Genomic DNA, 23,146 nt, shown 5'->3' with positions numbered 1-23,146 from the left:
GGGCACGCCCGGTCCCGTTCCGAACCCGGAAGCTAAGCCCCATCGCGCCGAGAGTACTGCGGGGTCAGCCCGTGGGAGGCCAGGGCGCCGCTGACCGGTGGACGGCACCGAGCCGTACGCTTGAACTGAGAAGGGGGAGGCCTCGCGGCCTCCCCCTTTTTTTGCGTTTACGGGCTTTTGTCTCACATAGTAGCTGTGTTTTATAACCCTCGTTTGTCGCATCTTCTGTGAACGGGCTACAATAACTTAGTCTGTGCGATATGGAGGTGAACATGGCTGAAGCTGGTATCGGCGTTGATATCGTCGAGATTTCCCGTATGAAAGCAATTCTTGAAAAGACGCCGTCGTTTGCTCGGCGTGTGTTTACCGAAGAAGAGCGTGCGTATTGTGATGCATCATCGCGTCCCGCTGCTCACTATGCCAGCCGCTTTGCTTCGCGCGAGGCGGTACTTAAAGCTCTCGGCACGGGTTTTAGTCAAGGCGTGGGTCGCAAGGATGTTTCGGTAACGCGTGATAATCTCGGCAAACCGAAGGCGCTGCTTTCGGGCCGTGCACTCGAGATCGCTCATGAGCTGGGTGTTGTTGAGGTCGCTCTTTCCATTACGCTTACAGGAGACTTAGCCGTTGCGAATGCCATCGCGATTACCGAAGATGCTCGGCCTAAGCCAAAAGATGAAAAGGTGAGCACCAAGAAACGCGTTGCGCAGACATTTAAAGAGGCTCGCTCTGTTTTAGATGAGCTTGAGCAGCTGCAGAATTCAGCATTGACGGAGCACCTGGGCGATGCTTCGCAAGATACGCTAGGAGCATAGATGAAACCGGTTTTGAGTACCGAAGAAGTCGTTCGTCTCGAGGATATCATCGAACGCGAAGGGACTTCGAAGGCCGAGCTTATGGAGCTAGCGGGTGAGTTTGCCGCCAACGAGGTCTTGAAGCTCAATCCCGATCGGGTTCTCGTTCTGGTCGGTTTTGGTAATAATGGCGGCGACGGTTGGGTTGCCGCCGATATCCTGAGCCATAAGGGTGTGGACGTGGATATCGTTTCTCCGGTTGAACCGGATGAGATTCCTGCTGCTCTGGCACGTCATGTTGCTCGTCGTACTGCCGGCCGCGATGTGCACGTTTGCGTCGGCCCTTCGCGTGACGAACTCGAGGTTTTGATCGATAAGGCCGATGTTGTTGTCGATGCCATTTTTGGTACCGGTTTCCACGGGAATCTGCGTGCGCCGTTCTCCATCTGGATTCCTACGGTCAATGAATGTGCCGATTGTGTCGTATCCATTGATGTCCCCTCGGGCCTGAATGCCGAGACGGGCGTTGTTGATGACGACTGCATTCGTGCCGAGCATACGGTGACGATGATTGCGCCCAAGATTGGTCTGTATAGCGCTGATGGCCCTGAGTATGCTGGCGATTTGATCTGCGGCAATCTTTACGACCGTCTTGACGAGGTCATCGATGATGTCGACCACGCCGCCGAGATTGTCGAGCCCGGTGACTTAGTTGATTACTTTGCTCCACTTCCTACGAATATCGATAAGTATTCCCGTGGCTCTGTGCTTATTGTCGCCGGATCTGCGCAATATCCTGGTGCTGCCATTATGGCGGCCAAGTCTGCAGCTCGCGCGGGTGCTGGTTACGTGGCAGTCGCGGCTCCTGACGCCTGCGCTAATCTTATTCGCATGGCACTCCCTTCGATTCCCGTCTTTGCTATTCCGTCTGATTCCCGCGGCTCCTTTGGCGCCGCTGCGCGCATGACGGTGTGCGAGATTGCAAAGAAGTACAGCTGCGTACTGTGCGGTCCCGGTATGACGACGTCTGCCGGCGCTATGCAGGTGGTTTCGGGTTTGCTCGAGCTTGATGTACCGCTTATTTTGGATGCCGATGCACTCAACTGCCTTGCTAAGATTGCCATTGACGGTATTGATAGTAACCCCGAGATGTATCGTCGCGAGCAGCCGTTGGTTATGACGCCGCACTATCGTGAGCTTTCGCGTCTGGTTGCCGGTGACGAGGTGAACGACCTTGGTACCGCGATTGCAGCCGCGCAGAAGGTTGTCTGGGCTGCAGGCTCCGACAATCTGGTGGTCATTGCCAAGGGGCCGACGACGGCTATCTGTGGCGTTGAGCGTGTACTGCTGCCGCTCTCGGGTCCGGCTTCTCTGGCAACTGCCGGTTCGGGTGATGTTCTCGCGGGTATTTTGGCCGGCACGCTTGCCACCATGCGCGACGAGATGGATCGTTGGGAGTTGCTGTATTCGTACGCCGTCGCACTTCACAGCTACGCCGGTTTTGCCGCGGCGACGGAGTATGGTGAGAAGAGCGTTATCGCGACCGATCTTATCGACTTGATCGGTCCTGCCATGGAGCTGGCGGCAAAGGATGCGCTCGAAGATCTGGGAATCATGGACGAAGGGTCGGATGACTAATCATGAATAAAGCCGATTTGACGCGCTGGTCCTGGGTCGAGATCGACCGTGGGGCGCTCCGTCGCAACACGAGGGCCTATAAGAACTTGCTGAATCCACGTCAGCGCCTGTGCTGCGTGGTCAAGGCCGATGCTTATGGTCATGGAGCTGTTGAGTGCGCCAAGATCATGTATTCGGCCGGTGCCGACATGTTTGCCGTGGCGACGGTTAACGAGGGCGTTGAGCTCCGACAGGGCGGGATTACGAAGCCCATCCTCATCCTAAGCGAGCCGCCTATCGAGGCCATTTCGACGTTGCTCGAGTTTGATATCATGCCCTCGGTCTATACGTCTGACTTTGCTCTTGCGTATGGCGAATGTGCCGTCGCGGCGGGCAAGGTGGGCAAGTATCATCTCGCCATCGAGACAGGTATGAATCGTATCGGCGTACACTACACGCAGGTGCTCGACTTTGTCCGCGGTATAAATTTCCATCGCGGTATTCAGTGCGACGGCGTATTTACGCACTTCGCCACGGCCGATGAACCTTCGGGCTGGGACTACAAGCTGCAGTGTCAGCGCTTTACCGAGGCCGTTCAGGCCATTAAGGATGCGGGTTTTGAGTGCGGTATCGTGCACTGCGCCAACACGCCGTCCTCGATGCTCGACCCCTCGATGCATTTTGATATGATCCGCGCCGGCGTTGGCTTGTATGGCATGCAGCCGTGCGAGCTGAGTGGCCGCGTGATGCAGCTTGATCCCGTTATGAGCGTCCATGCGCGTGTGACGCGCGTGGCGCACCCTGCGATGGGTGAGGGCGTGGGCTACGGTTTTACCTACCGCGTACCGCGTACGCGCGTTCAGATCTGCACGCTGCCGATCGGTTATGCCGATGGCCTATCGCGTACGCTTTCCAATCGTATGGATGTGCTGTATCGCGGCGAGCGCGTGCATCAGGTTGGCAATATCTGCATGGACCAGTTTATGGTCGCCATTCAGTCCAACCCGGCACACGAGATTCCCGAGGCCGAGTATGGTGACGAGATGATCATTGTCGGCCGCGATGGCGATGCCGAGATCACTATGGACGAGATGGCCCGACTGCGCGGAACGATTAACTACGAGGTCGCCTGCGGCTTTGGCATGCGTCTCGACAAGGTCTACGTGTAGGAGCCGCTATGGGCGTCATGCACATCCCCGGTCATAGCCATCAGGCGCCACGTGAGGTCGCACTCGAGGAGATTGAGGCCGTTCTGGGCGATTGTCACCTCTGCCAGCTCTACCAGTCGCGTCACAATATCGTGTTTGGCGTGGGAAACCCCCGCGCTCGCGTCATGTTTATCGGTGAGGCGCCGGGTCGCAACGAGGATTTGCAGGGCGAGCCCTTTGTGGGGGCGGCAGGCGAGGATCTCAACGGCATTTTGTCGCTGGCGGGGCTCAAACGCGAAGACGTCTACATTGCCAACGTGCTTAAGTGCCGCCCGCCGGGAAACCGCAATCCGCGTCCCGAGGAAGTGCTGGCTTGCTCGCCGTTTTTGCGTGAGCAGATTCGAAGCATCTGGCCTGATATTATCGTGACGCTCGGCAACCCCGCGACGCACTTTGTGCTTAAGACCGAGATTGGCATTACTAAGCTGCGCGGCAGGTTCCACCAGATGGGGCATTTTGTAGTAATGCCCACTTTTCATCCGGCAGCAGCGCTGCGCAATCCGGCGTGGCAGGAGCTGCTGGAGGAAGACTTTAAGATGCTGGGCGATTATCTGGAGCGACATCCCGCACCAGAGGACGCCTCGGAATAATAAGGAGCATATATGTCCCTGGAGCGCCTGGGGGTAGGTACTTACAAAACGACTTGCGCTGCCGATACGGAGTACTTTGGCGAGCTAATTGCACCGTGCCTTGAGGACGGAGATGTGCTCATCCTGACCGGTGGCCTGGGAGTGGGCAAAACTCACTTTACCAAGGGCGTCTCGCGCGGGCTGGGCGATGGGCATATGGTTACGAGCCCTACGTTTGCGCTCATGGCCGTTCACGATCAAGGTCGTATTCCGCTGTTTCACTTTGATCTATACCGCCTGGAGCATGCCTACGAGCTCGAGGATACGGGCATTTTCGATGTGCTGGGCTATGAGGGTGCTTGCCTGCTGGAATGGGGCGAACAATTCCAGGACGAGCTGACGGATGAGTATCTTTCGGTGACGCTCAAGCGTGATGAGGGCGACAGCGATGTGCGAACGATAACGCTTGAAGCGCACGGTGACCGCGCAATGGAGCTTTCCCATTTGATTGATAAGGCTGTACAAGATGAGCTTGCATAACGACAACGCGCTGGTGGTGGCGCTCGATACCTCGACCGACATGCTTGCCTGCGCGGCAAGCTGGATTGATGGGCAGACGGGCGAGGCGAAGCTCGTGAGTGGCGACCACATGTGTCGCCGTCACGCCAACGTTGAGCTCGTGAATACCGTTGATGGCGTGCTGGCTCAGGCCGGTCTGGATCGCAGCGATGTTGGTTGCTACGTGGTCGGTCGCGGCCCGGGGTCGTTTACGGGTGTGCGTATCGGCATCTCCACTGCCAAGGGCCTCGCGCGTGGTGCCAATGTTCCGCTGCTGGGCGTGTCGACGCTCGACGCTTGCGCTTGGACGGCGTGGAAGGCTGGCGTGCGCGGCAAGCTTGGTATCTTGGCCGATGCTATGCGCGGTGAGGTATATCCGGCGCTGTATATGCTGGTCGATGGGGGCCCCGAGCGTCAATTTGAGCGCGAACACGTGGTCAAGGCCGCCGTGGCGCTCGATGAGTGGCGCCAAGCAGCGGACTGGGACCAGGTTCAGCTGACCGGTGACGGTCTCGTGCGCTATGGCAAGCTGCTGGGTGAGGACGAGACCGTCCGCTGCGTGGAGCGCGACCTGTGGTGGCCTTCGGGCGAGGGCTTGCTGCTCGCGCACGCTGCGGGTGACGGCGATCCGGCTCGCGTCCTGCCGATTTACACGCGCCTTTCTGATGCCGAGGAAAACGAGCGCAAGCGTCTTGGTCTTGCCGAGAGTGCGCAGAGCGAAATTACGGGCGTTGCCGATGAGCTCGCCGGTCGTCATCTGCAGTTCCGTCCCATGGGCGCGGCGGATGCCGAGGGCGCGAGCGCGCTAGAGGCTGCCTGCTTTGAAGGTGCCGGACACAAGGCGTGGACGCCGGGCATGTTCCTGTCCGAACTGGGCGAGGACGTCGCTGCGCCGCGTAGTTGGTGGGTGGCACACGACGACGGCAAGCTGCTGGGCCTTGCCGGCGGTATGGTCGTGGACGGTGATGTGCAGATTCTGGATGCCGCCGTCGACCCGGCACATCGCCGCGAGGGCATTGCCCGCAAGCTGCTGTCGCATGTGAGCTATGATGCCCAGATGCTCGGCTGCACCACGGCTTCGCTCGAGGTCGAGGACGGCAACGAGGGAGCGATCGCGCTTTATAACGCTCTGGGCTTTACCGAGGCTGGCCGTCGCCGCGGTTACTACGGTGTTGGCAAAGATGCCATCGTCATGACGGCGCCGCTGCCCCTGGTGCTTCCGGTCGACAACGCTTCGCCCGAGCCGACGGCGGCTGAGCAGCGTGTATGGCCGCTGCCTGCGCCCGAGCGAACCGTTGAGGAGCGCGCTGAAATTGAGCGCCGTCGCCTAGTGCTCGCTATCGAGAGTTCCTGCGACGAGACGGCCGTGGCGATTATCGATGCGGATGGCAATATGCTGGCCAACCAGGTGTCGACACAGATTGATTTTCACGCCCGCTTTGGCGGCGTGGTGCCCGAGATCGCCTCGCGCAAGCACGTTGAGGTCATCGTGAGTGTCGTGGATGCGGCGCTTGAAGACGCCGCAGCGTCGCTGGGCCTTACGGGCGGAGCCATTGCGCCAAGTGAGCTTGCCGCTGTGGGCGTGACACAGGGTCCGGGCCTGGTGGGCGCGCTCGTGGTTGGCGTCGCCTTCGCCAAGGGCTTTGCGTATGCTGCCGGCAAACCGCTGGTGTGCGTCAATCATCTGGAGGGTCACCTGTTTGCCAACCTGTTGGCGCAGCCCGACCTTAAGCCCCCGTTTATCTTTACGCTCGTTTCGGGCGGGCACACCATGCTCGTGCACGTAAAGGCATGGGGCGACTACGAAGTGCTTGGCGAGACGCTGGACGACGCCGTAGGCGAAGCCTTCGACAAGGTGGCAAAGGCACTGGGCCTTGGCTATCCCGGAGGTCCCATCATCTCCCAGCTTGCCGAGACGGGTAACCCCAAGGCGATCGATTTTCCCCGCGCGCTTAACAGCAGGGGAGACTACCGCTTCTCGCTTTCGGGCCTCAAGACGGCGGTGACGCTCTACATCGAGCAGGAGACCAAGGCCGGGCGCACGATTCATCTGCCCGATCTGGCGGCCTCGTTTGAGGCGGCGGTCTTTGACGTGCAGTACAAGAAGGCCAAAAACGCCCTGCATGCCACCGGGTGCAAGGAGTATTGCATCGGTGGTGGCGTCTCGGCCAATCCGCATCTGCGCGAGATGATGATCAAGAAGCTCGGGCGTCAGGGGATCCGCGTGACGGTGCCGCCCTTATCTGCCTGCACCGATAACGCCGCCATGATCGCGGAGGTCGCTCGCCGTAAATTCGACCGAGGTGAAATCTCGCCGTTCGACGTCGACGCCGATCCAAACATGACGCTGTAGTCGTACGGGTGCGGTCCCCGACCGGAGGGGCCGGATATAAGGTTTCCTGCTCTACAGTCCTGCGCAAGACGAAGGCCACATTAAGTGGCCTTCTTTGCGTGCGGAACTCGCGATAAAGCTTATATCCGGCCCCTCCGGTCGGGGACCTTTCTGTATCGATATAGCTTCCGAGCTGGTTTGGCGTCGACAACGTCCAGCAAGGTTAACAAGCCAGCGTCGAATTTCCGGCGTTCTTTAGCTGAAAGAAAAGTTAGCGTGCGGAGCTTTGCTCCGCACATTTGGGATGGGAGCTCCTCGGGGGCGGGGCGGACGCCTACCGCCATATATGAACTTTATCGCGAGTTCCGCACGAACAGGAGGCCACTTAATGTGGCCTCCGTCGTGAGCAGGACTGTCCGAGCAGGAAAGTTCATATATGGCGGCAGGCGTCCGCCCCGCCCCCGAGGAGCATCTCTCAAGCAAAAACTGTCGTTCGGTAAAGTCCGAGGTCAGTGGCGTTTTATACCGAGAAATTCAAAAAAAGTTGAAAATTCATTACATATTTGCGTTGACTTTAGGTAACTAAAGTTTCATACTCCTTTTCAACCACTGGGGGATGTGAACACGCACGGATCGTTCGCATCATGATTGAAGAGGATTTCTTAGACATGTTCACGCATCAGCTAAACATTATCAGCGTAGTAATTATCTGATGCGGGTTAGCACATACAGCTAGCCCGTACGATAACGGGCGGCTGATGAAGATGAGGGCCGTCGAGCGCAACCGACGGCCCTCATTTTTTATGTCTAGGAAGTTCTTTTTAGAGGAGGAAATGTAATGAACGGAGTTTTGCTCATGGTTGTGGCCGCGGCGGTGCTCGCCTGCGGCTATCTGGGCTACGGCCGCTGGCTGGCCAACAAGTGGGGCGTTGACAAAGAGGCCCTCACGCCGGCCAAGCGCATGAAGGACGGCAACAGCTTCTCGCCCGTCTCTGCCTTCACCGCGTTTTCGCACCAGTTCAGCTCGATCTGCGGTGCTGGTCCTGTCACGGGTACGATCGTCGCCATGGCCTTTGGCTGGCTGCCCGTCGTGCTCTGGGTCCTCGTCGGCGGCATCTTCTTTGGCGCCGTCCACGACTTTGGTGCCCTGTACGCTTCGATGAAGAACAACGGCAAGTCGCTCGCTCAGCTCATTGAGAAGTACATCGGCAAGACCGGCCGTCGCCTGTTCCTGCTGTTCTGCTGGCTGTTCTGCATCATCGTCATCGCCGCCTTCACCGACATGGTCTGCAAGACGTTCATGTTCACCCCGGCCGTTGACGCTTCTGGTGCTGCTACCGGTGCCATCGACTTCACCAAGTCCTATGCCGCCGGCTGCGCTGGTACCATCTCCATCCTGTTCACCTTCGTCGCTATCGCCTTTGGTTGGGCCCAGAAGAAGTTCAACCTCACCGGCGCTGCCGAGTTCGTCACCGGCGTGGTCCTCATGGTTCTCATGTTCGCCGTCGGTATGCAGTTCCCGGTCTACCTGGATAAGTTCCAGTGGTTTGCCGTCGTCATGGTCTACCTGGTCTTTGCTGGCGCCATGCCCATCCAGATGCTCAAGACCCCGCGTGACTACCTCACTTCCATCATGATGATCGTCATGATCGTCTGCGCTGTCCTCGGCATCGTCGTCCTGGGCGTCAACGGTCAGGCCACTATCACCGCTCCGGTCTTCACCGGCTTCTCCACTGCCTCCGGCATGATGTTCCCGGTCCTGTTCGTCTCCGTCGCTTGCGGTGCTCTCTCCGGTTTCCACAGCCTCGTTTCTTCCGGCACCTCTTCTAAGCAGGTCGAGAAGGAGCAGGACGCCGTCAAGGTCGGTTACGGCGCCATGATCGTCGAGTCCTTCGTCGGCATCCTTGCCATCATCGTCGCTGGCATCATGTTCTCCGATATGAACACCGCCGGTACTGGCGCCCTCAACGCCGGTGTCGCTTCCACCCCGTTCCAGATCTTCGCCGCTGGTATCTCCCGCGGTATGCAGGCCTTCGGTGTTGACGGCACGCTCGCTACCGTCTTCATGACCATGAACGTCTCCGCTCTGGCCCTGACCTCGCTCGATGCCGTCGCCCGCATCGCCCGCACCTCGTTCTCCGAGTTCTTTGCCCAGACCAACGACGCCCTGGCCATCGAGTCCAAGGCCGGCTACATGAAGGTCCTCGGCAACCCCTGGTTCGCCACGGTCGTCACCCTGCTTCCCGGTCTCGCCCTCGCTTTTGGTGGCTATGCCAACATCTGGCCGCTCTTTGGTGCTTCCAACCAGCTGCTCGGCGGCATGACCATGATCACCCTCGCCGTGTTCTGCAAGTGCACCGGCCGCAAGGGTTGGATGCTCTACGTGCCCGTCGTCTTCCTGCTCTGCTGCACCTTCACCTCGCTGGTCCAGAGCGCTATGGGCTGCATGGCCGCTGTCCAGGCTTACGGCTTCTTCGGCACCATCCCGGCTACCGCCACCACGGCCGCCGTCTCCGTCGCCGCCACCAAGGGCCTGCAGCTCGTCTTCGCCGTCCTGCTGATGGTCCTGGGCCTTATCGTCGCCGTCAACTGCCTCAAGGAGTTCTTCGGCAAGGAGGCTGGCTCCATGCCTGACGAGGAGCCCGAGTGGTCCGAGATGGGCAAGGCCGAGTACGGTCGCGCCGCTGCCGCCGAGGCTCCCGCTGACGCCGAGGCCGCCAAGGCCTAGTCAGCTTGATGGACTAACCGTTCCATCCATATGACTCGGAAAGATCGGGTCCGCGACTTCGCGGGCTCGGTCTTTTTTTCATGCGAAAGCGGGTGACGCTCGAGTGTTCTCGCAGATGTTTTGCGTGGATAAGGGCGCGCGTTGTACCATATAGACGTATATGTGTACATATGAAAGGGGCCCCGTGGCCAAGACGGTATATTCCGATAATCAAAACAATGTCGATGCTTTGGCTGAGCGCCTGAGCAGCCAGACGTCGCTTTCTGCTGAGCGTGCCAAGCTGGTTGCCTACGACCTGCTTTGCCGCAAGGCGCTCAAGATTAAGTCGAGTGCGCTGGCGCAGATTTTCCGCTCCGTCGATAAGGAGTGCGACACCAAGGCGATGCGCGATGAGCTTATCGCGGCAAATATCGTGACCAAGATCGAGGGTAGCGGCATTAACGGGCGCCCGGCGTTCTATACCATCAATGCCGAGATCCGCGATGTCCAGGAGCAGCCTGCCGAGTCCGTCGAGGATTCCGCTGACGTGCCTGCTGTGGAAGAAGTTGCTCCGCGTGAGCATGTCGATACCGATGAGTTGCTCGATGAGAACGTCGTGCGTGCCTTTACGGCCAAGGCAGGACGCGGCGGTTTTGGCGGAGGTGGCAAGCGCGATGCGCAGCGCCGCGCCCAGCAGGAGCGCTTCCGTCGCGCCGTTGCTCGAAAGGGCGAGACGGATGCCGAGGCTGTTGAGACCGAGGTTGCTGCCGAGTCGCAGAAGCCCACGAAGGAGCAAAAGCCCGTGGAGGCCCAAGAGCCCAAGCGCCGTCGCGGTGCTCACTTTAAGGCTGCAGCGCAGGATGCCGCGCGTGAGGTCGAAGAGTCTTCTGAGGTTGCAGACGATGTTGAGGAGTCTGCCAAGAAAGCTCCGGGTTCGTGTCGTCCCGGCCGCGGTTTTGCGGGACGCGCGTATCCCGTAAAGCGTCAGGAGAAGGGCGAGTCGGTTTCGACCACCCAGGACGAGAAGGCCGTTGAGCCGACGGCTCGCGAGCAAAAGCCTGTTGAGCCGCAGCTTGAGGTTGATGCCGAGGCCAAGGGTCAGCAGCCTACTGATGAGCAGACGGAGCGGGGCGCGTCGAGCAAGCCTCGCCGCCGTCGCCATCGTGGGGGCCGCAGTTCCCATGCCGAGACTGCAACCGAGAAGACCACGCCGCAGAACGAGGATGCGAAGGCCGAGGTTTCTTCGGGGCAGCCTAAGCGCCAGCCGGCGAAGGAGAGCAAGTTCGATCGTCCGCAGAAGCAGGCGTCTATGCCGAAGCACGAGCGCAATTCCCAAGGCGATTCTAAGCGCAAGTCTCAGAAGAAGCCGGAGTCTGCCGCAGCAGATACTGCTGCCCAGCAGCCCAAGTCGTCCGTCCACGGCGAGGTCTCGGCGTTTGCCCTTGCCCGCGTTTTAGGCAGGCAGCTGCTCAAGGTTGTCCCTACGCCTACGGCGCTCTCTAAGATCAAGGAGCAGCAGACACAGATCGTAAAGGTCGAGGGCAAGGACGGCAAAAAGGCTCCGCAGCGCACTCAGCACAACGAGATGTCCAACCGCAAGATTGCCGAGGAAATCGCAATCATCCAGGCCTGGATCGAGCAGAACCGAGGTGCCGATACGCCGGTTGCCTCGCGCCGCCAGCGTGCCTACCAGATCTTTAACGACGAGAAGGCTTTTGACGGCAAGCACGGTGAGCGCCTGATCAGGCGTATGACCGAAAAGGGCATCAGCATGCAGGCGATCAAGGTCGCGCCCAATCGCCCCGTGCACTTTACGGGTTTCTTTACGCTGGGCGCCGACAAGCCGTTCATTATGGTCGAGAACCTGGACACCTACGACGAGATCGTCAAGCTGCTGCGTGGCCGCAAGCACGCCAAGCTCTTTGGCATCAAGGTGGGCGGCGTGATTTTTGGCGGCGGATGCAAGGCGAGCGTCTCGCATGCCCTGGACGATTATCTGGCCGAGATTGGCTATCGCTTTAGCTACGTCTACTACGTGGGCGATATCGATCGCGAGGGCGCGCGCATCGTCGAGCAGACTCGCAATGCCAATGTGGTTGAGATTCGCCTGCATGCCGGCATGTACCGCGCCATGCTCGCCGAGCATAAGCGTCGCGTGAAGGCCGGCGGAGAGTGCGAGCCCGCGGCTGCCAACCAGGGTGTGCCGCAGAACCTGGCAGCGACGATCAAAGATCTGCCCATGGTCACGCGCGTGCAGTTCCGCAATGTGCTGCGCGAGGGCGGGCGCATTCCGCAGGAGATTCTGATGACCGCAGACTATCGGGATGGCGACTCGGGAAGCTTCGACCGCATGCTGAATAATTAGTTCCGCCGTTCTACCGAACGGCGGTCCTCTCGACGCTGCGAGGGTCCCTGGCACGGCAATCTGACGTTCAACTTCGGCGGCGCGACCAGAAGGTCAGCGCCGCCTTGTTTCACGTCACCTTGCCATACCAGGGCCCCTCTCGCTGTCACGTCCAAAACATCGAGGTCACGTGGCCTTCTTTGCGTGCGGAACTCGCGACAAACTTAATGCCCGGCCCGTCGGGGCCACACGGCACGTTGTAGAAGGCGGCTCGCTTTTCGGAATTGGGCTGATATTTCAAGATGTAAGGCGCTCTTGGTCCTAATGGGCTTGGGGCGTCTTCGCGTTTCCTCAGCTCCGCACCCTTGCGGGTTCGAATTCCTCCGCTTGGCGGCGTTGACTCGATTTTCTTAACGCGAGGAGTTCTCGGTCGATGTGGGACGGAGGGATTCCGCGTCCGCCTGCCGGCGGCCGCGCCCCGCTGCGTCGCTTCGCTCCTTGCGTGCTGCGCTGGAAAACGCTTCGCGTTTCCTCAGCTCCGCACCCTTGCGGGTTCGAATCCCTCCGCATGCCCACGAAAAAGCGCTCCAGGTTCATAAGAGCCTGGAGCGCTATGTTCTTTGGGGCTGGGACGGAGGGATTCGAACCCCCAACAGCCGGCACCAAAAACCGGAGTTCTACCGTTGAACTACGTCCCAATGTGTGGTGTTGCCCAAAAGCAACTCGTTTAGTTTACCTAATCTGCGAGGGCATCGCAAACGCCGTCGAGTAGGCGTACGGCGAGCGTCTGCGCGTCGCTGGCCGTGAAGGTGCCGTTGTAGCGCGTCATGCCCGTGAGCTCAATGCGAATGCGAGCCGGCTTCTGCTGCGCGGCGACATTGGCAGTGCGGATGCGCTGGGCCAGGTTGTGGCACTCGGCGAGGGCAATCGTGGCGCGCGGCGCGGCGTCGGCGGGCAGCTCGTCGCTTGCGATCTCGAGCACCAGGTCAACGTCGGTTGGGACCTCGGAGTCGCAGAGCATCATGCCGCTGTTGTCGGTCGTTGCCGTGGCGATATTCCACATGCGCGACGCAACACTGCGTGCGATGGGGTCCTCGCCGATAACGGCAATCTGGAAGCGCTCGAGCACGTTGGCGGCGCGAGCAAAACCGATGCGGGGCTCGGCTTCGGTGACCGAGGGCTTGCCCTCCCACACATGGTGCAGGCGGTTGATGTAGGCGTAGGTGTCCTGGAAGGCCATGCCGTCGGCAAACAGGCCGACATTTTCCTGGAACTGCTGCAGGGCGGCCTCGGTATGCGGACCAAAGTAGCCGTCGTCTTCGCCACAGGCAAAGCCCAAAACGTTGAGAGCGCGCTGCAGGGCCTGCACATCGGCGCCATGGAAATTGGGCATGCGCAGATAGAGGGTGCGGTCGCCCAGCTTATACGAAGCGTCTACAAGGGCGCTCCAACAGGGGATATCGACGGCATGACCGGCAGCAAGGCCGCTGTTGAGCCTGAAGGTGCTGACGGCCTGCTCAGTGGTGGCTCCAAAGTACTTGTCGGTGACTTCGGCGGCATCAATCGTGTAGCCGAGCTGCAGGAGACGAGACTGCACGTCCTCGACGGCTGCTCCTTGCATGCCCGTTGTAATAGGTTCCATGAACGAACCCCTTTCGGCGTACCATTCGTACTATTTGAGCGTCTGTCGGATAGACAACGCAAAGGGATGCATAAACATGCACTCAACAGTGTAGCAAGTTGTGCCTAAATACGCTGCTGACAGGTTTTATAACCCCCGTTAGTTAAGGCGCTCCACAAAGAAATCTGCCATGGAGAGGAACAACTCGCGTGCGTGCGGATCAAGCTCAACGTTCTCGATGGCCGCTTTGGCCTTAGCGGTCAGGTCGAGCGCGTAAGTGTGGGCGTAATCGATGGAGCCGGTCTCCTGGAAGATCTCCACGGCGCGTGCGAGCTGCGCGGGATCATCGGTGCCTGAGGAAAGAATCGCCTCGACCTCGTCGTGGTGGCGCTCATCAGAGAGGGCGTGTACGGCGACAAGCGTGCGCTTGCCCTCGGTGATGTCGGTGCGGAAGTCCTTGTTGGCGGCTTCCTTAGTGCCGACAAGGTTGAGCAGGTCGTCCTGAATCTGAAAGGCGAGGCCTGTGTGTAGGCCAAAGGCGCGCAGCGCTTCGATTTGCTCATCGCTGCCGCCGCCGATAATGGCTCCGGCGGCAAGCGGCGTGGCTCCGCTGTAAAACGCGGTCTTGTGCGTCGCCATGTCCAGGTAGTCATCAACCGAGATATCAAAGCGCCCGTCACGGACCCAACCCAGGTCGAGCGCTTGACCCTCGATGGTGCGGACGATCATCTCGGTAAGCTCGTGGAGCACGCGCAGCTTCACGTCGGACTCCAGCGTGGGGTCGTCGAGAACCGTCTTGGTGACCATGGTGAGCGCCAGGTCGCCGCAATTGATGGCAAGGCCCGTGCCCTCGGTAAGGTGCATGCAGGGCTTGCCTCGACGAAGCTGTCCGTTGTCGGCGATGTCGTCGTGGATCAGCGCGCCCGACTGGAAATGCTCGATGGCTGCCGCGGCGCTGCGGGCGTTCTCAAAGCTACCGCCCACTGCGGTTGCGGCGAGCATGCAGATAAGCGGGCGGTGGCGCTTGCCGGCGTTGGCCGTAAAAGCCGAGAGCGGCGCGTACAGGTAGCGCTCGATATCGGCAGAGGTCGCCTGTCCGTCAAAGAACGTGGCCAGATAGTCGTTAATCTGGTCAAAGTGCTGGGCTAAAAAGCTGGTAAACGGACTGGACACGGGTTCTCGCATTCTTTCTGAGGTTGCGTTGATGCAATATGCAGACAACATATTGCCACATCAGGGCGTTTGGCGCGGCAGTTTTGGCGATTTAGGACAACGGGCGTGCGTTTGATGGAGTGTGCCTAAATCAGCCTAAAATGCTCGAGCGCCGCAACGACACCGTCATGATCGACGGTGTCGGTCACGTAATCGGCCTTATCCTTGAGATAGTCCGGTGCGTTGCCCATCGCAATGCCGACATCGACGGCGTTCATCAGCGAGACGTCATTGCTGGCGTCGCCAATGCCGTATACGGTTCCGTGGTGGGGGTCGAGGGCGTCGAGTACAGACTGGATGCCCCCGCGCTTCGTGCATTCGCGGGGCGAGATTTCGGTTACCTCGAGTTCGAGCTCGTTAAAGCACAGCAGCGGCTCAAGTGCCTTATCTTGAGCGATGTGGTTGGCGAGCGATGTAGACATCAAGATCTTGTAGACACTGTAATGTTGCAGCTGCGTGACTGCGTCGCCCAGGGTGCGCGCGTATCCGGGAGCATCGGGCGCATCGGCACTCATGCGCACGACGCCGTTGAGGCCCTCAAAGCGGATGACCTCGCCCGATTGCTCAAGGTAGGGGGCAAGACGCTGCAGCATGCTGGGCGTCATCGACAGATCGCGAATTGCGTGTCCGTTGATCTCGGCGTAACCGCCCGCAAGACAGACGATGCCGGTCCAAGGCAGCTCAAGAAGTTTGGGGTGGATGCAGCTCAGAGTGCGTCCCGTGCAGATAAAGGCCATGTTGCCGTTGGCGACAAACTCGCGGATTGCCTGCGAAACCGCCTCGTTGGGATAGGGGGAGAGGTCCCGCTCGTCTTCGGGAAGGTCTTGGGCGAGCCTGGGGTCTTGCCAGGCGAGCGTTCCGTCGATATCGAAGAAGCAAATATTGCCGCGCTTATGGGCTGCGCTGGCGGCAGGGGAGGCCGAGGTGGTGGGCACAAATTCCGGCTCGAGGCCCATGATCTGGTCAAAATGCTCTTTAACGCGGGGAACGGAGATGCCGATAATCACCTGGGCGGTCTTGCCCGTAATGATGAGGCCCTTGGCGCCCACCGCGACAAACGACGCGTTATCTGCAACGATGGAAGGGTCTGCGACCTCGACGCGCAGGCGCGTGGCGCAGTTGGTTGCGCCCACGATATTGCCAACGCCACCTAAAAGCTGAATTACCCGCTCAGCGAGGACGTGATCTTGATCGGATCGACTTTTGACCTCGTCATTGGGAGATTGCTCTTTGGCAAAGTCGCTTCCCGTTAAACAATCGATTGCCGCGCGATTGACGGCATGATCCTCGCGGCCCGGAGTCTTAAGGTCATAGACCAAGATGAGTGCTCGAAAACTAACAAAAAAGATGAGGCTAAAGGCAAGGCCGATACCGAGCGCCAAAAGATAGGCACCGGCATGCGTGCGCATGAGCGGAATAAAGTTGAAGGCTGCCATCTCCATGAGGCCGCCCGAGAAGATGCCGACGATGCCAAAGAGATTCATGGTTGTGGCAAGGCAAGACGATAAGACGGCGTAGAGCAAAAAGAGCCCGGGGTGGGTGAACATAAAGAGAAACTCGAGTGGCTCGGTAACGCCGCAAACCACCGAGGCGATGATGGCGGGAACAAGGATGACCCTGAGGCCGGCGCGGCGCTCGGGTTTTGCGGTGGAGTAGAACGCAGCTGCGATGGCAGGAAGGCCAAAGAGCTTGACCCAGCCGGTGGCGGTAAAACCGGCCCACGGCGCAAGCTCATTAAGGGGGCGCGTGCTATGGGAGAGGATGGGGAGCAAACTGCTCCACGTGGCGTAGATGCCGTCGTTAATGACCAGGTTGTCGTAGTAGATTGGCATGTAGAGCAGGTGGTGCAGCCCCATAGGCTCGAGCGCTCGCTCCAAAAACACAAAGATGCCCACGCCAAAGGGGCCGACGCTCGTAAGTGCATGGCGCAGCGTTTCGGTCATTGCGTATACGGAGGGCACGATGGCGGCCGAGATAGCGGCAAGGGCAAACACGGCAAAAAAGCTGATGAGGTAGACCAGCGAGGAGCCCGAGAAGGTGCCGAGCCAATCGGGAACCTTGGCATCGTAGAAGCGGTCATGGATGGCGACGACGGTTGCCGATACCACCAGCGGGCCGATAATGCCGGTGTCGAGCGTCTTGATGCCGTCGATGACGGTGATGCCGTTGGCGGGGGTCAAAGATGACGGGTACTTAAGCCCAAGGTTGTCTCCGCTCAGCTTAATGATCTCGCTCAAAAAGAAGCAGTAGGCAAAATAGGCGACGAGAGCCTCGAGGCAGCAACGAGCCGGTTGTTTTTGGGCAAGACCGATGGGCAGCGCTACGGCAAAAAGGAGCGGGAGGCGTTTAAAGACCGTCCACGAGCCGCGCTGGATGATAGCCCAGAAAACGTACCAAGGGGTTCCGTATACGGCGAGATCGCCGACGATGTCCGCAGTCGTTGCGAGAGCGGAGACGCCGACCATGAGGCCTGATATAGAAAACAGCATGGCGGGCGCGAACATTGCCCCGCCAAAGCGTTGGATTTTTTGCAGCATGTTCTGCCTTCCGAATATCGAGGCGCGTTGCGCGTGGGGAAACGTTTAAACAATGGATTCATTGTAGAGGACCAGACGATTGTCGTACCGGCAGTTTTGAGCGAAACCGATTTGGGCATGACAGAAACCGTCAACGGTTAAATCCTGTCGCTTTACCGATATTCGGTTTAAACAACTTTAAGAAATGCTATCGTGCCTAGCCGGAAATGAATAATGTAGAGGTGAAACAATGCCAAAAGCGATATACGAAGGAATCTACCGAGAAATACGCTCGCGCATCATTAATGGGACCTATGCGTTTCAGGAGATGCTGCCAACCGAAGCCGAGCTGACCGCGGAGTTCGGATGCACTCGCAATACCGTCCGTCGCGCCTTGGGTATGCTGGCCGACGGGATGTTTGTGCAGCCTATACACGGCAAGGGCGTGCGCGTTATTTGGCTTAAGGGCGAAACCGACATGTTGGGCGCACTCGAAGAGGTTGAGTCGTTTGGCGAGTTTGCAAAGCGCAACAATGCCGTTGCATCGACGGACGTTAAGTCTTTCGAACATCTGGTTTGCACCGAGCAACTCTCTCGTCACCTGGGCTTTAAGGTGGGCGAGGAGTTGATTCGCGTAGTGCGTGTCCGAAGCCTCAACGGCAACGCGCGCCAAGTGGACCATGGCTATTTTTTGGCGTCGATCGCCAAGGGCCTGACTCCCGAGATCGCGGCAGATTCTATTTACGGCTATCTGGAGCACAAGCGCGGTGTCAAAGTGATGGCGAGCCGTCGTACGGTGAGTGTCGAGCTCGCCAACGATGAGGACTGCAGCTATCTTGACCTCGGCAAATATAACTGCGTTGCCGTCATGGAGAGTCAGTCGTACACCTCGGATGGCATCTTGTTTGAGGTGACGCACACTCGCACACACCCCGAGATCTTCCATTACCGCGTCAATTCCAAGCGATAGCCGGCTAGCTCGCAGCCTGACGAGACTCATGGCCTCAAAGAGAAAACGCCCGGTCAAACCGACGGTACATCGGCTTGACCGGGCGTTTTCTCTGCATTCGATAACAAATAATTGTTTATACAAAACTTGTCAAGTATCAAGTTGAAATTACCGTTCACCGAAGTTTTTCTACCGCTCTAGTAATACTTGTTCAAACAACTAGCCAAATAGCGTATCGTTCAAATCAGCAAAAGGGGCAAAGTCCCCGAGCCAATCTCCGAAGGCGGCGGCAAAGGGTGCCGCCACGGTGTGAAAGGGTGGATTGTAATGAAGAACGAAATGAGCAGAAGGCAGTTCCTGGGCTTTGCTGGTTCCGCGGCTGCAGTTCTTGGTCTGGGCCTCGTGGGTTGCGGTGGTTCTGCCGGCTCCGGCTCCTCCGCTTCTGGTGACGCTGCCGAGGTCTACTTCCTCCAATTCAAGCCCGAGGTCGACAAGGAGTGGAAGGAGATCGCCAAGGCCTATAAGAAGGAGAAGGGCGTCGAGGTCAAGATCGTGACCGCTGCCTCCAACACCTACGAGGAGAAGCTCAAGTCCGAGATGTCCAAGAGCTCCGCTCCGACCCTGTTCCAGGTCAACGGCCCCACCGGTCTTAAGAACTGGAAGGATTACTGCGCCGACCTGTCCGATACCAAGCTCCGCGGTGAGCTCATTGATGACTCCCTGGCTCTGCAGTCCGACGGCAAGGATGTGTGCATCGACTGGGTTCAGGAGAGCTTCGGCATTATTTACAACAAGCAGCTGCTCGAGAAGGCTGGCTACAAGGCCGAGGACATCAACTCCTTCGACAAGCTGAAGGCTTGTGCCGATGACATCCAGGCCCGCAAGGACGAGCTTGGTGTCGAGGGTGCCTTCACTTCCGCCGGCATGGACGACTCCTCTAGCTGGCGCTACACCACCCACCTTGCCAACATGCCGCTCTACTACGAGTTTGAGAAGGAGCACAACCAGGAGGACGACGAGATCAAGGGTGAGTTCCTCGACAACTACAAGCAGATCTTCGACCTGTACATCACCGACTCCACCTGCGATCCTTCGCAGCTTGCTTCCAAGACCGGCGACGACGCCACCAACGAGTTCGCAACCGGCAAGGCCGTCTTCTACCAGAACGGCTCTTGGGCCTACTCTGACCTCGTCAAGGCCGGCATGACCGACGATCAGATTGGCATGATGCCGATCTACATCGGTGTTGACGGCGAGGAGAACCAGGGCCTGTGCTCCGGCGGCGAGAACTACTGGTGCGTCAGTTCCCAGGCTTCCGAGGATGCCCAGAAGGCCACCGAGGACTTCATGTATTGGTGCGTCACCGCTGACACCCCGACCAGCATCATCGCCGACAAGATGGGTCTGACCGCTCCGTTCAAGAGCGCCAAGGAGACCACCAACGTCTTCTCGCAGCAGGCCGTTGCCATGGCCAAGGACGGCAAGAAGACCGTCGCTTGGGACTTCGTCTACATTCCCTCCGAGGAGTGGAAGAAGAACCTCAAGCAGGCTCTGATTGCCTACGCTGCCGATAACAGCAAGTGGGACGGCGTCAAGAACGCCTTCGTCGATGGCTGGAAGACCGAGAAGGCCGCTTCCGAGTAAGCAGTTGCTGCCCAAGCTATCTGATTAGCGACAGGGGGCGGGCAGACGTTGGTTTGCCCGCCCCCTGCATATTGAAAGGACCCTTTTATGGGCAAAGCACTCAAGCGCTGGTGGCCGCTCTTTATGCTGCCCACGTGCCTGGCGTTTATGATCGGGTTCGTGATCCCTTTTATCCAGGGCTTCTATCTCTCGTTCTGCCAGTTTATTATCATTAGTAACGCGCACTTTGTCGGTATCGAGAACTACGTGCGCGCGCTGTCCGATCCGCAGTTCTCCACGTCGTTCTTCTTTACCGTGGCGTTTGCCTTCCTGTCGACGGTGCTCATCAACGTGATCGCCCTGGCCATTGCGCAGGCGCTCACCCGCAAGGCGCTCAAAGGCACCAACATCTTCCGTACGATCTTCTTTATGCCTAACCTGATCGGCGGCATCGTGCTGGGCTACATTTGGCAGATTCTGATCAACTGCCTGCTCTCCAACGTGGGCGCCCAGCTCATCGCCCTTAACTCTGCTGCTGGCTTCTGGGGCCTTATCATCCTGACCCTGTGGCAGCAGGTCGGCTACATGATGATCATCTACATCGCTGGTCTGCAGTCCATTCCGTCCGACTACATCGAGGCCGCCAAGGTCGACGGCGCTACGGCATGGCAGACGTTTTGGAAGGTTAAGATCCCTAACCTGATGCCGACCATCACCATCTGCCTGTTCCTGTCCATCACCAACGGCTTTAAGCTGTTCGACCAGAACCTCGCCCTTACCGGCGGCGCCCCCGCGCACTCCACCGAGATGCTCGCCCTGAACATCTACAACACGTTCTATTCGCGTGCCGGTATCGCATGGCAGGGCATTGGTCAGGCCAAGGCGGTTATCTTCTGCATCCTGGTCGTGGCCATCTCCATGATCCAGCTTAAGGCCACGAGGTCCAAGGAGGTGCAGCAGTAATGAAACGCGATAAGGTTATCAACCGCGCGCTCTCGATTTTCTTTACGATCCTGTCGCTCGCGTGGATCTACCCCGTGTTCATGATTGCGCTTAATTCTTTTAAGAAAGCGACCGCAATCAGCACCACCACGGCATTCGATCTGCTCACGCCCGAGACGTTCAACGGCCTCGCAAACTACATGCACGCCCTTAACGAGCAGGGCTTTGCCTCGGCATTTATGTACTCGCTCATCATCACGGTCACGTCGGTCGTGCTGATCTTGGTGTGCTGCTCCATGTGCGCTTGGTACGTGGTTCGTGTCAACAACAAGATCTCGAACTTCTTCTATTACCTGTTCGTGTTCTCGATGGTCGTGCCCTTCCAGATGCTCATGTTCACGCTGTCCAATTTGGCGGACCGCATCGGCTTCAACACGCCGTTCAACATCTGCTTTATCTACCTCGGCTTTGGCGCGGGCCTGGCGGTCTTTATGTTCGCCGGTTTTGTAAAGAACATCCCGCTCGAGATCGAGGAGGCGGCCATGATTGATGGCTGCAACCCGGTCCAGGTGTTCTTTAAGATCGTCCTTCCCATCATGAAGCCCACCTATCTTTCGGTCGGCATCCTCGAGACCATGTGGGTCTGGAACGACTATCTGCTGCCCTACCTTACGCTCGACTCCACCAAGTACAAGACCATTCCTATCTTGATCCAGTACTTCCGCGGCGGCTACGGCCACGTCGAGCTCGGCCCCATGATGGCCTGCATCATGATGGTCGTTATCCCCATCGTTATCATGTACATCCTCTGTCAGAAGTACATCATCGACGGCGTGGTGGCAGGTGCCGTCAAGGGCTGATGCCGTAACTGTTTTGCAAGTTTCTGCGGCGCCCCTCAGCGCGGCGCCGCATATCGAAAGGTAGAGACATGGCCGAGATCGTTCTCAAACATGTTCAGAAGGTGTATCCCAACAACGAGTCAAAAAAGAAGGGCTTCTTTGGCAAAAAGAAGAAGACCGAGGAGAAGAAGCACAACCTCAAGGTTACCGAGGACGGTGTGCTCGCTGTAGAGGACTTCAACCTCACCGTTCACGACCAGGAGTTCGTCGTCCTCGTTGGCCCCTCTGGCTGCGGTAAGTCCACGACGATGCGCATGGTCGCCGGCCTGGAGGACATTACCTCGGGCGATGTGCTCATCGACGGCAAGCGTGTCAACGACGTGGCGCCCAAGGACCGCGACATCGCCATGGTGTTCCAGAGCTACGCTCTGTACCCCAATATGACGGTGTACGAGAACATGGCATTTACGCTCGAGCTCAAGAAGGTTCCCAAGGACGAGATCGACCGCAAGGTTCGCTCTGCTGCCGAGATTCTGGGCATTACCGAGTACCTCGACCGTAAGCCCAAGGCGCTCTCCGGCGGCCAGCGCCAGCGTGTCGCTATCGGCCGCGCCATCGTGCGTGACCCCAAGGTCTTCCTGATGGACGAGCCGCTGTCCAACCTGGACGCCAAGCTTCGTAACCAGATGCGTGCCGAGCTCATTAAGCTGCGCCACGAGATCAAGGGCACGTTCATTTATGTTACTCACGACCAGACCGAGGCTATGACCCTCGGTGACCGTATCGTGGTCATGAAGGACGGCGTTGTCCAGCAGATCGCCACGCCGCAGGAGGTCTTCAACCATCCCGCGAACATCTTCGTCGCCGGCTTCATCGGCGTGCCGCAGATGAACTTCTTCGATGCCCAGCTGGTGCGCTCGGGCAACGGCTTTACCGTCAAGACCGAGGATATGAACGTGGCGCTCGCCCCCGAGACTTGCGCTCAGCTTGCCCTCAACTGGGACGGCGGCGACGTGAAGGAGATTACGGCCGGCGTGCGTCCCGAGCAGATCCTGCTTGCCGACAAGGGCGAGGAGGGCGCGCTCCAGGGTACCGTCGAGGTGACCGAGCTCATGGGCTCGACCGAGCATGTCCACGTGACCGCTCCCGACGGCCAGTTTGTCCTGATTATCCCCGTCGTCGACCTCGAGGCCAAGGGCGCGCTCAAGGCTGGCGACACCATCTGGTTCAAGTTCGAGAAGAACGCGACCCACCTCTTCGATAAGGTCTCTGGCAAGAACCTTATCTAGGCCCGGTGCAACCAGGCCCTTCCTTTGGG

16 protein-coding genes, 1 tRNA gene and 1 rRNA gene are annotated in these 23,146 nt (G+C 58.8%); 14 read left to right on the top strand and 4 right to left on the bottom strand.

What is annotated here, in order from left to right; genetic code table 11:
• The 9 genes from rrf to GDJ93_RS04005 all read left to right on the top strand — a co-directional run.
• Nucleotides 1–96: ribosomal RNA gene (gene rrf / locus GDJ93_RS04045) — 5S ribosomal RNA — on the top strand; the annotation flags it as partial.
• Nucleotides 97–272: 176 nt separating this feature from the next.
• Nucleotides 273–812 carry a holo-ACP synthase gene (gene acpS / locus GDJ93_RS04040; RefSeq protein WP_152067831.1) on the top strand — a complete coding sequence of 180 codons (540 nt, stop codon included), beginning with the start codon at nt 273–275 and terminating at the stop codon, nt 810–812.
• Nucleotides 813–2,429 (top strand): NAD(P)H-hydrate dehydratase, encoded by a 1,617-nt coding sequence (locus GDJ93_RS04035; RefSeq protein ID WP_082222952.1) that lies wholly within the window; start codon nt 813–815, stop codon nt 2,427–2,429.
• 2 nt (nt 2,430–2,431) lie between these two features.
• A complete protein-coding gene (alr, locus tag GDJ93_RS04030; RefSeq protein WP_152067830.1) occupies nt 2,432–3,577 on the top strand; it encodes an alanine racemase in 1,146 nt (381 codons plus the stop codon).
• Nucleotides 3,578–3,585: 8 nt separating this feature from the next.
• Nucleotides 3,586–4,206 (top strand): uracil-DNA glycosylase, encoded by a 621-nt coding sequence (locus GDJ93_RS04025; RefSeq protein ID WP_117776930.1) that lies wholly within the window; start codon nt 3,586–3,588, stop codon nt 4,204–4,206.
• Nucleotides 4,207–4,218: 12 nt separating this feature from the next.
• Nucleotides 4,219–4,725, top strand: coding sequence for a tRNA (adenosine(37)-N6)-threonylcarbamoyltransferase complex ATPase subunit type 1 TsaE (tsaE, locus tag GDJ93_RS04020; protein WP_006235849.1), 507 nt, complete (start codon nt 4,219–4,221; stop codon nt 4,723–4,725).
• Nucleotides 4,712–7,096, top strand: a complete 2,385-nt coding sequence (gene tsaD, locus GDJ93_RS04015) for a tRNA (adenosine(37)-N6)-threonylcarbamoyltransferase complex transferase subunit TsaD (protein ID WP_152067829.1) — start codon at nt 4,712–4,714, stop codon at nt 7,094–7,096. Before tsaE ends, tsaD begins: the two co-directional genes overlap by 14 nt.
• Nucleotides 7,097–7,913: 817 nt before the next feature.
• Nucleotides 7,914–9,803, top strand: a complete 1,890-nt coding sequence (locus tag GDJ93_RS04010) for a carbon starvation CstA family protein (RefSeq protein ID WP_152067828.1) — start codon at nt 7,914–7,916, stop codon at nt 9,801–9,803.
• 184 nt (nt 9,804–9,987) lie between these two features.
• Complete coding sequence (locus tag GDJ93_RS04005) at nt 9,988–12,147, top strand: hypothetical protein (protein WP_152067827.1); 2,160 nt, start codon at nt 9,988–9,990, stop codon at nt 12,145–12,147.
• Between the two features lie 605 nt (nt 12,148–12,752).
• On the opposite strand, the gene GDJ93_RS04000 is transcribed toward GDJ93_RS04005, so the two are convergent.
• From GDJ93_RS04000 to GDJ93_RS09990, 4 genes are all read right to left on the bottom strand, one after another.
• Nucleotides 12,753–12,824 (bottom strand) — tRNA-Gln (locus GDJ93_RS04000).
• A 38-nt stretch (nt 12,825–12,862) separates the two neighbouring features.
• Nucleotides 12,863–13,768: a peptidoglycan-binding domain-containing protein gene (locus GDJ93_RS03995; protein WP_193221441.1), complete on the bottom strand. Its 906-nt coding sequence runs from the start codon at nt 13,766–13,768 to the stop codon at nt 12,863–12,865.
• A 138-nt stretch (nt 13,769–13,906) separates the two neighbouring features.
• Nucleotides 13,907–14,920, bottom strand: coding sequence for a polyprenyl synthetase family protein (locus tag GDJ93_RS03990; protein WP_152067826.1), 1,014 nt, complete (start codon nt 14,918–14,920; stop codon nt 13,907–13,909).
• Nucleotides 14,921–15,045: 125 nt separating this feature from the next.
• On the bottom strand, nt 15,046–17,496 hold the full coding sequence (locus tag GDJ93_RS09990; RefSeq protein ID WP_193221439.1) for a PTS transporter subunit EIIC: 2,451 nt from the start codon (nt 17,494–17,496) through the stop codon (nt 15,046–15,048).
• A gap of 229 nt (nt 17,497–17,725) precedes the next feature.
• Here GDJ93_RS09990 and GDJ93_RS03980 point away from each other — a divergent pair, with 229 nt between their 5' ends.
• From GDJ93_RS03980 to GDJ93_RS03960, 5 genes are all read left to right on the top strand, one after another.
• Nucleotides 17,726–18,445, top strand: coding sequence for a GntR family transcriptional regulator (locus GDJ93_RS03980; RefSeq protein ID WP_035137765.1), 720 nt, complete (start codon nt 17,726–17,728; stop codon nt 18,443–18,445).
• A gap of 306 nt (nt 18,446–18,751) precedes the next feature.
• On the top strand, nt 18,752–20,068 hold the full coding sequence (locus tag GDJ93_RS03975) for an ABC transporter substrate-binding protein (protein WP_006235863.1): 1,317 nt from the start codon (nt 18,752–18,754) through the stop codon (nt 20,066–20,068).
• A gap of 87 nt (nt 20,069–20,155) precedes the next feature.
• The gene (locus tag GDJ93_RS03970; RefSeq protein WP_006235864.1) at nt 20,156–21,010 is read left to right on the top strand and encodes a carbohydrate ABC transporter permease; all 855 of its coding nucleotides are present in this window, start codon (nt 20,156–20,158) and stop codon (nt 21,008–21,010) included.
• Complete coding sequence (locus GDJ93_RS03965; RefSeq protein WP_022095055.1) at nt 21,010–21,849, top strand: carbohydrate ABC transporter permease; 840 nt, start codon at nt 21,010–21,012, stop codon at nt 21,847–21,849. Before GDJ93_RS03970 ends, GDJ93_RS03965 begins: the two co-directional genes overlap by 1 nt.
• A gap of 68 nt (nt 21,850–21,917) precedes the next feature.
• Nucleotides 21,918–23,117, top strand: a complete 1,200-nt coding sequence (locus tag GDJ93_RS03960) for an ABC transporter ATP-binding protein (RefSeq protein ID WP_035137764.1) — start codon at nt 21,918–21,920, stop codon at nt 23,115–23,117.
• The last annotated feature ends 29 nt before the right edge of the window (nt 23,118–23,146 follow it).

This window comes from Collinsella aerofaciens (genome assembly GCF_902501475.1).
GTDB lineage: Bacteria > Actinomycetota > Coriobacteriia > Coriobacteriales > Coriobacteriaceae > Collinsella > Collinsella aerofaciens_AL.
Note: the sequence above shows the minus strand (reverse complement) of the source record. Positions and strands in the feature narration are given on the sequence as shown.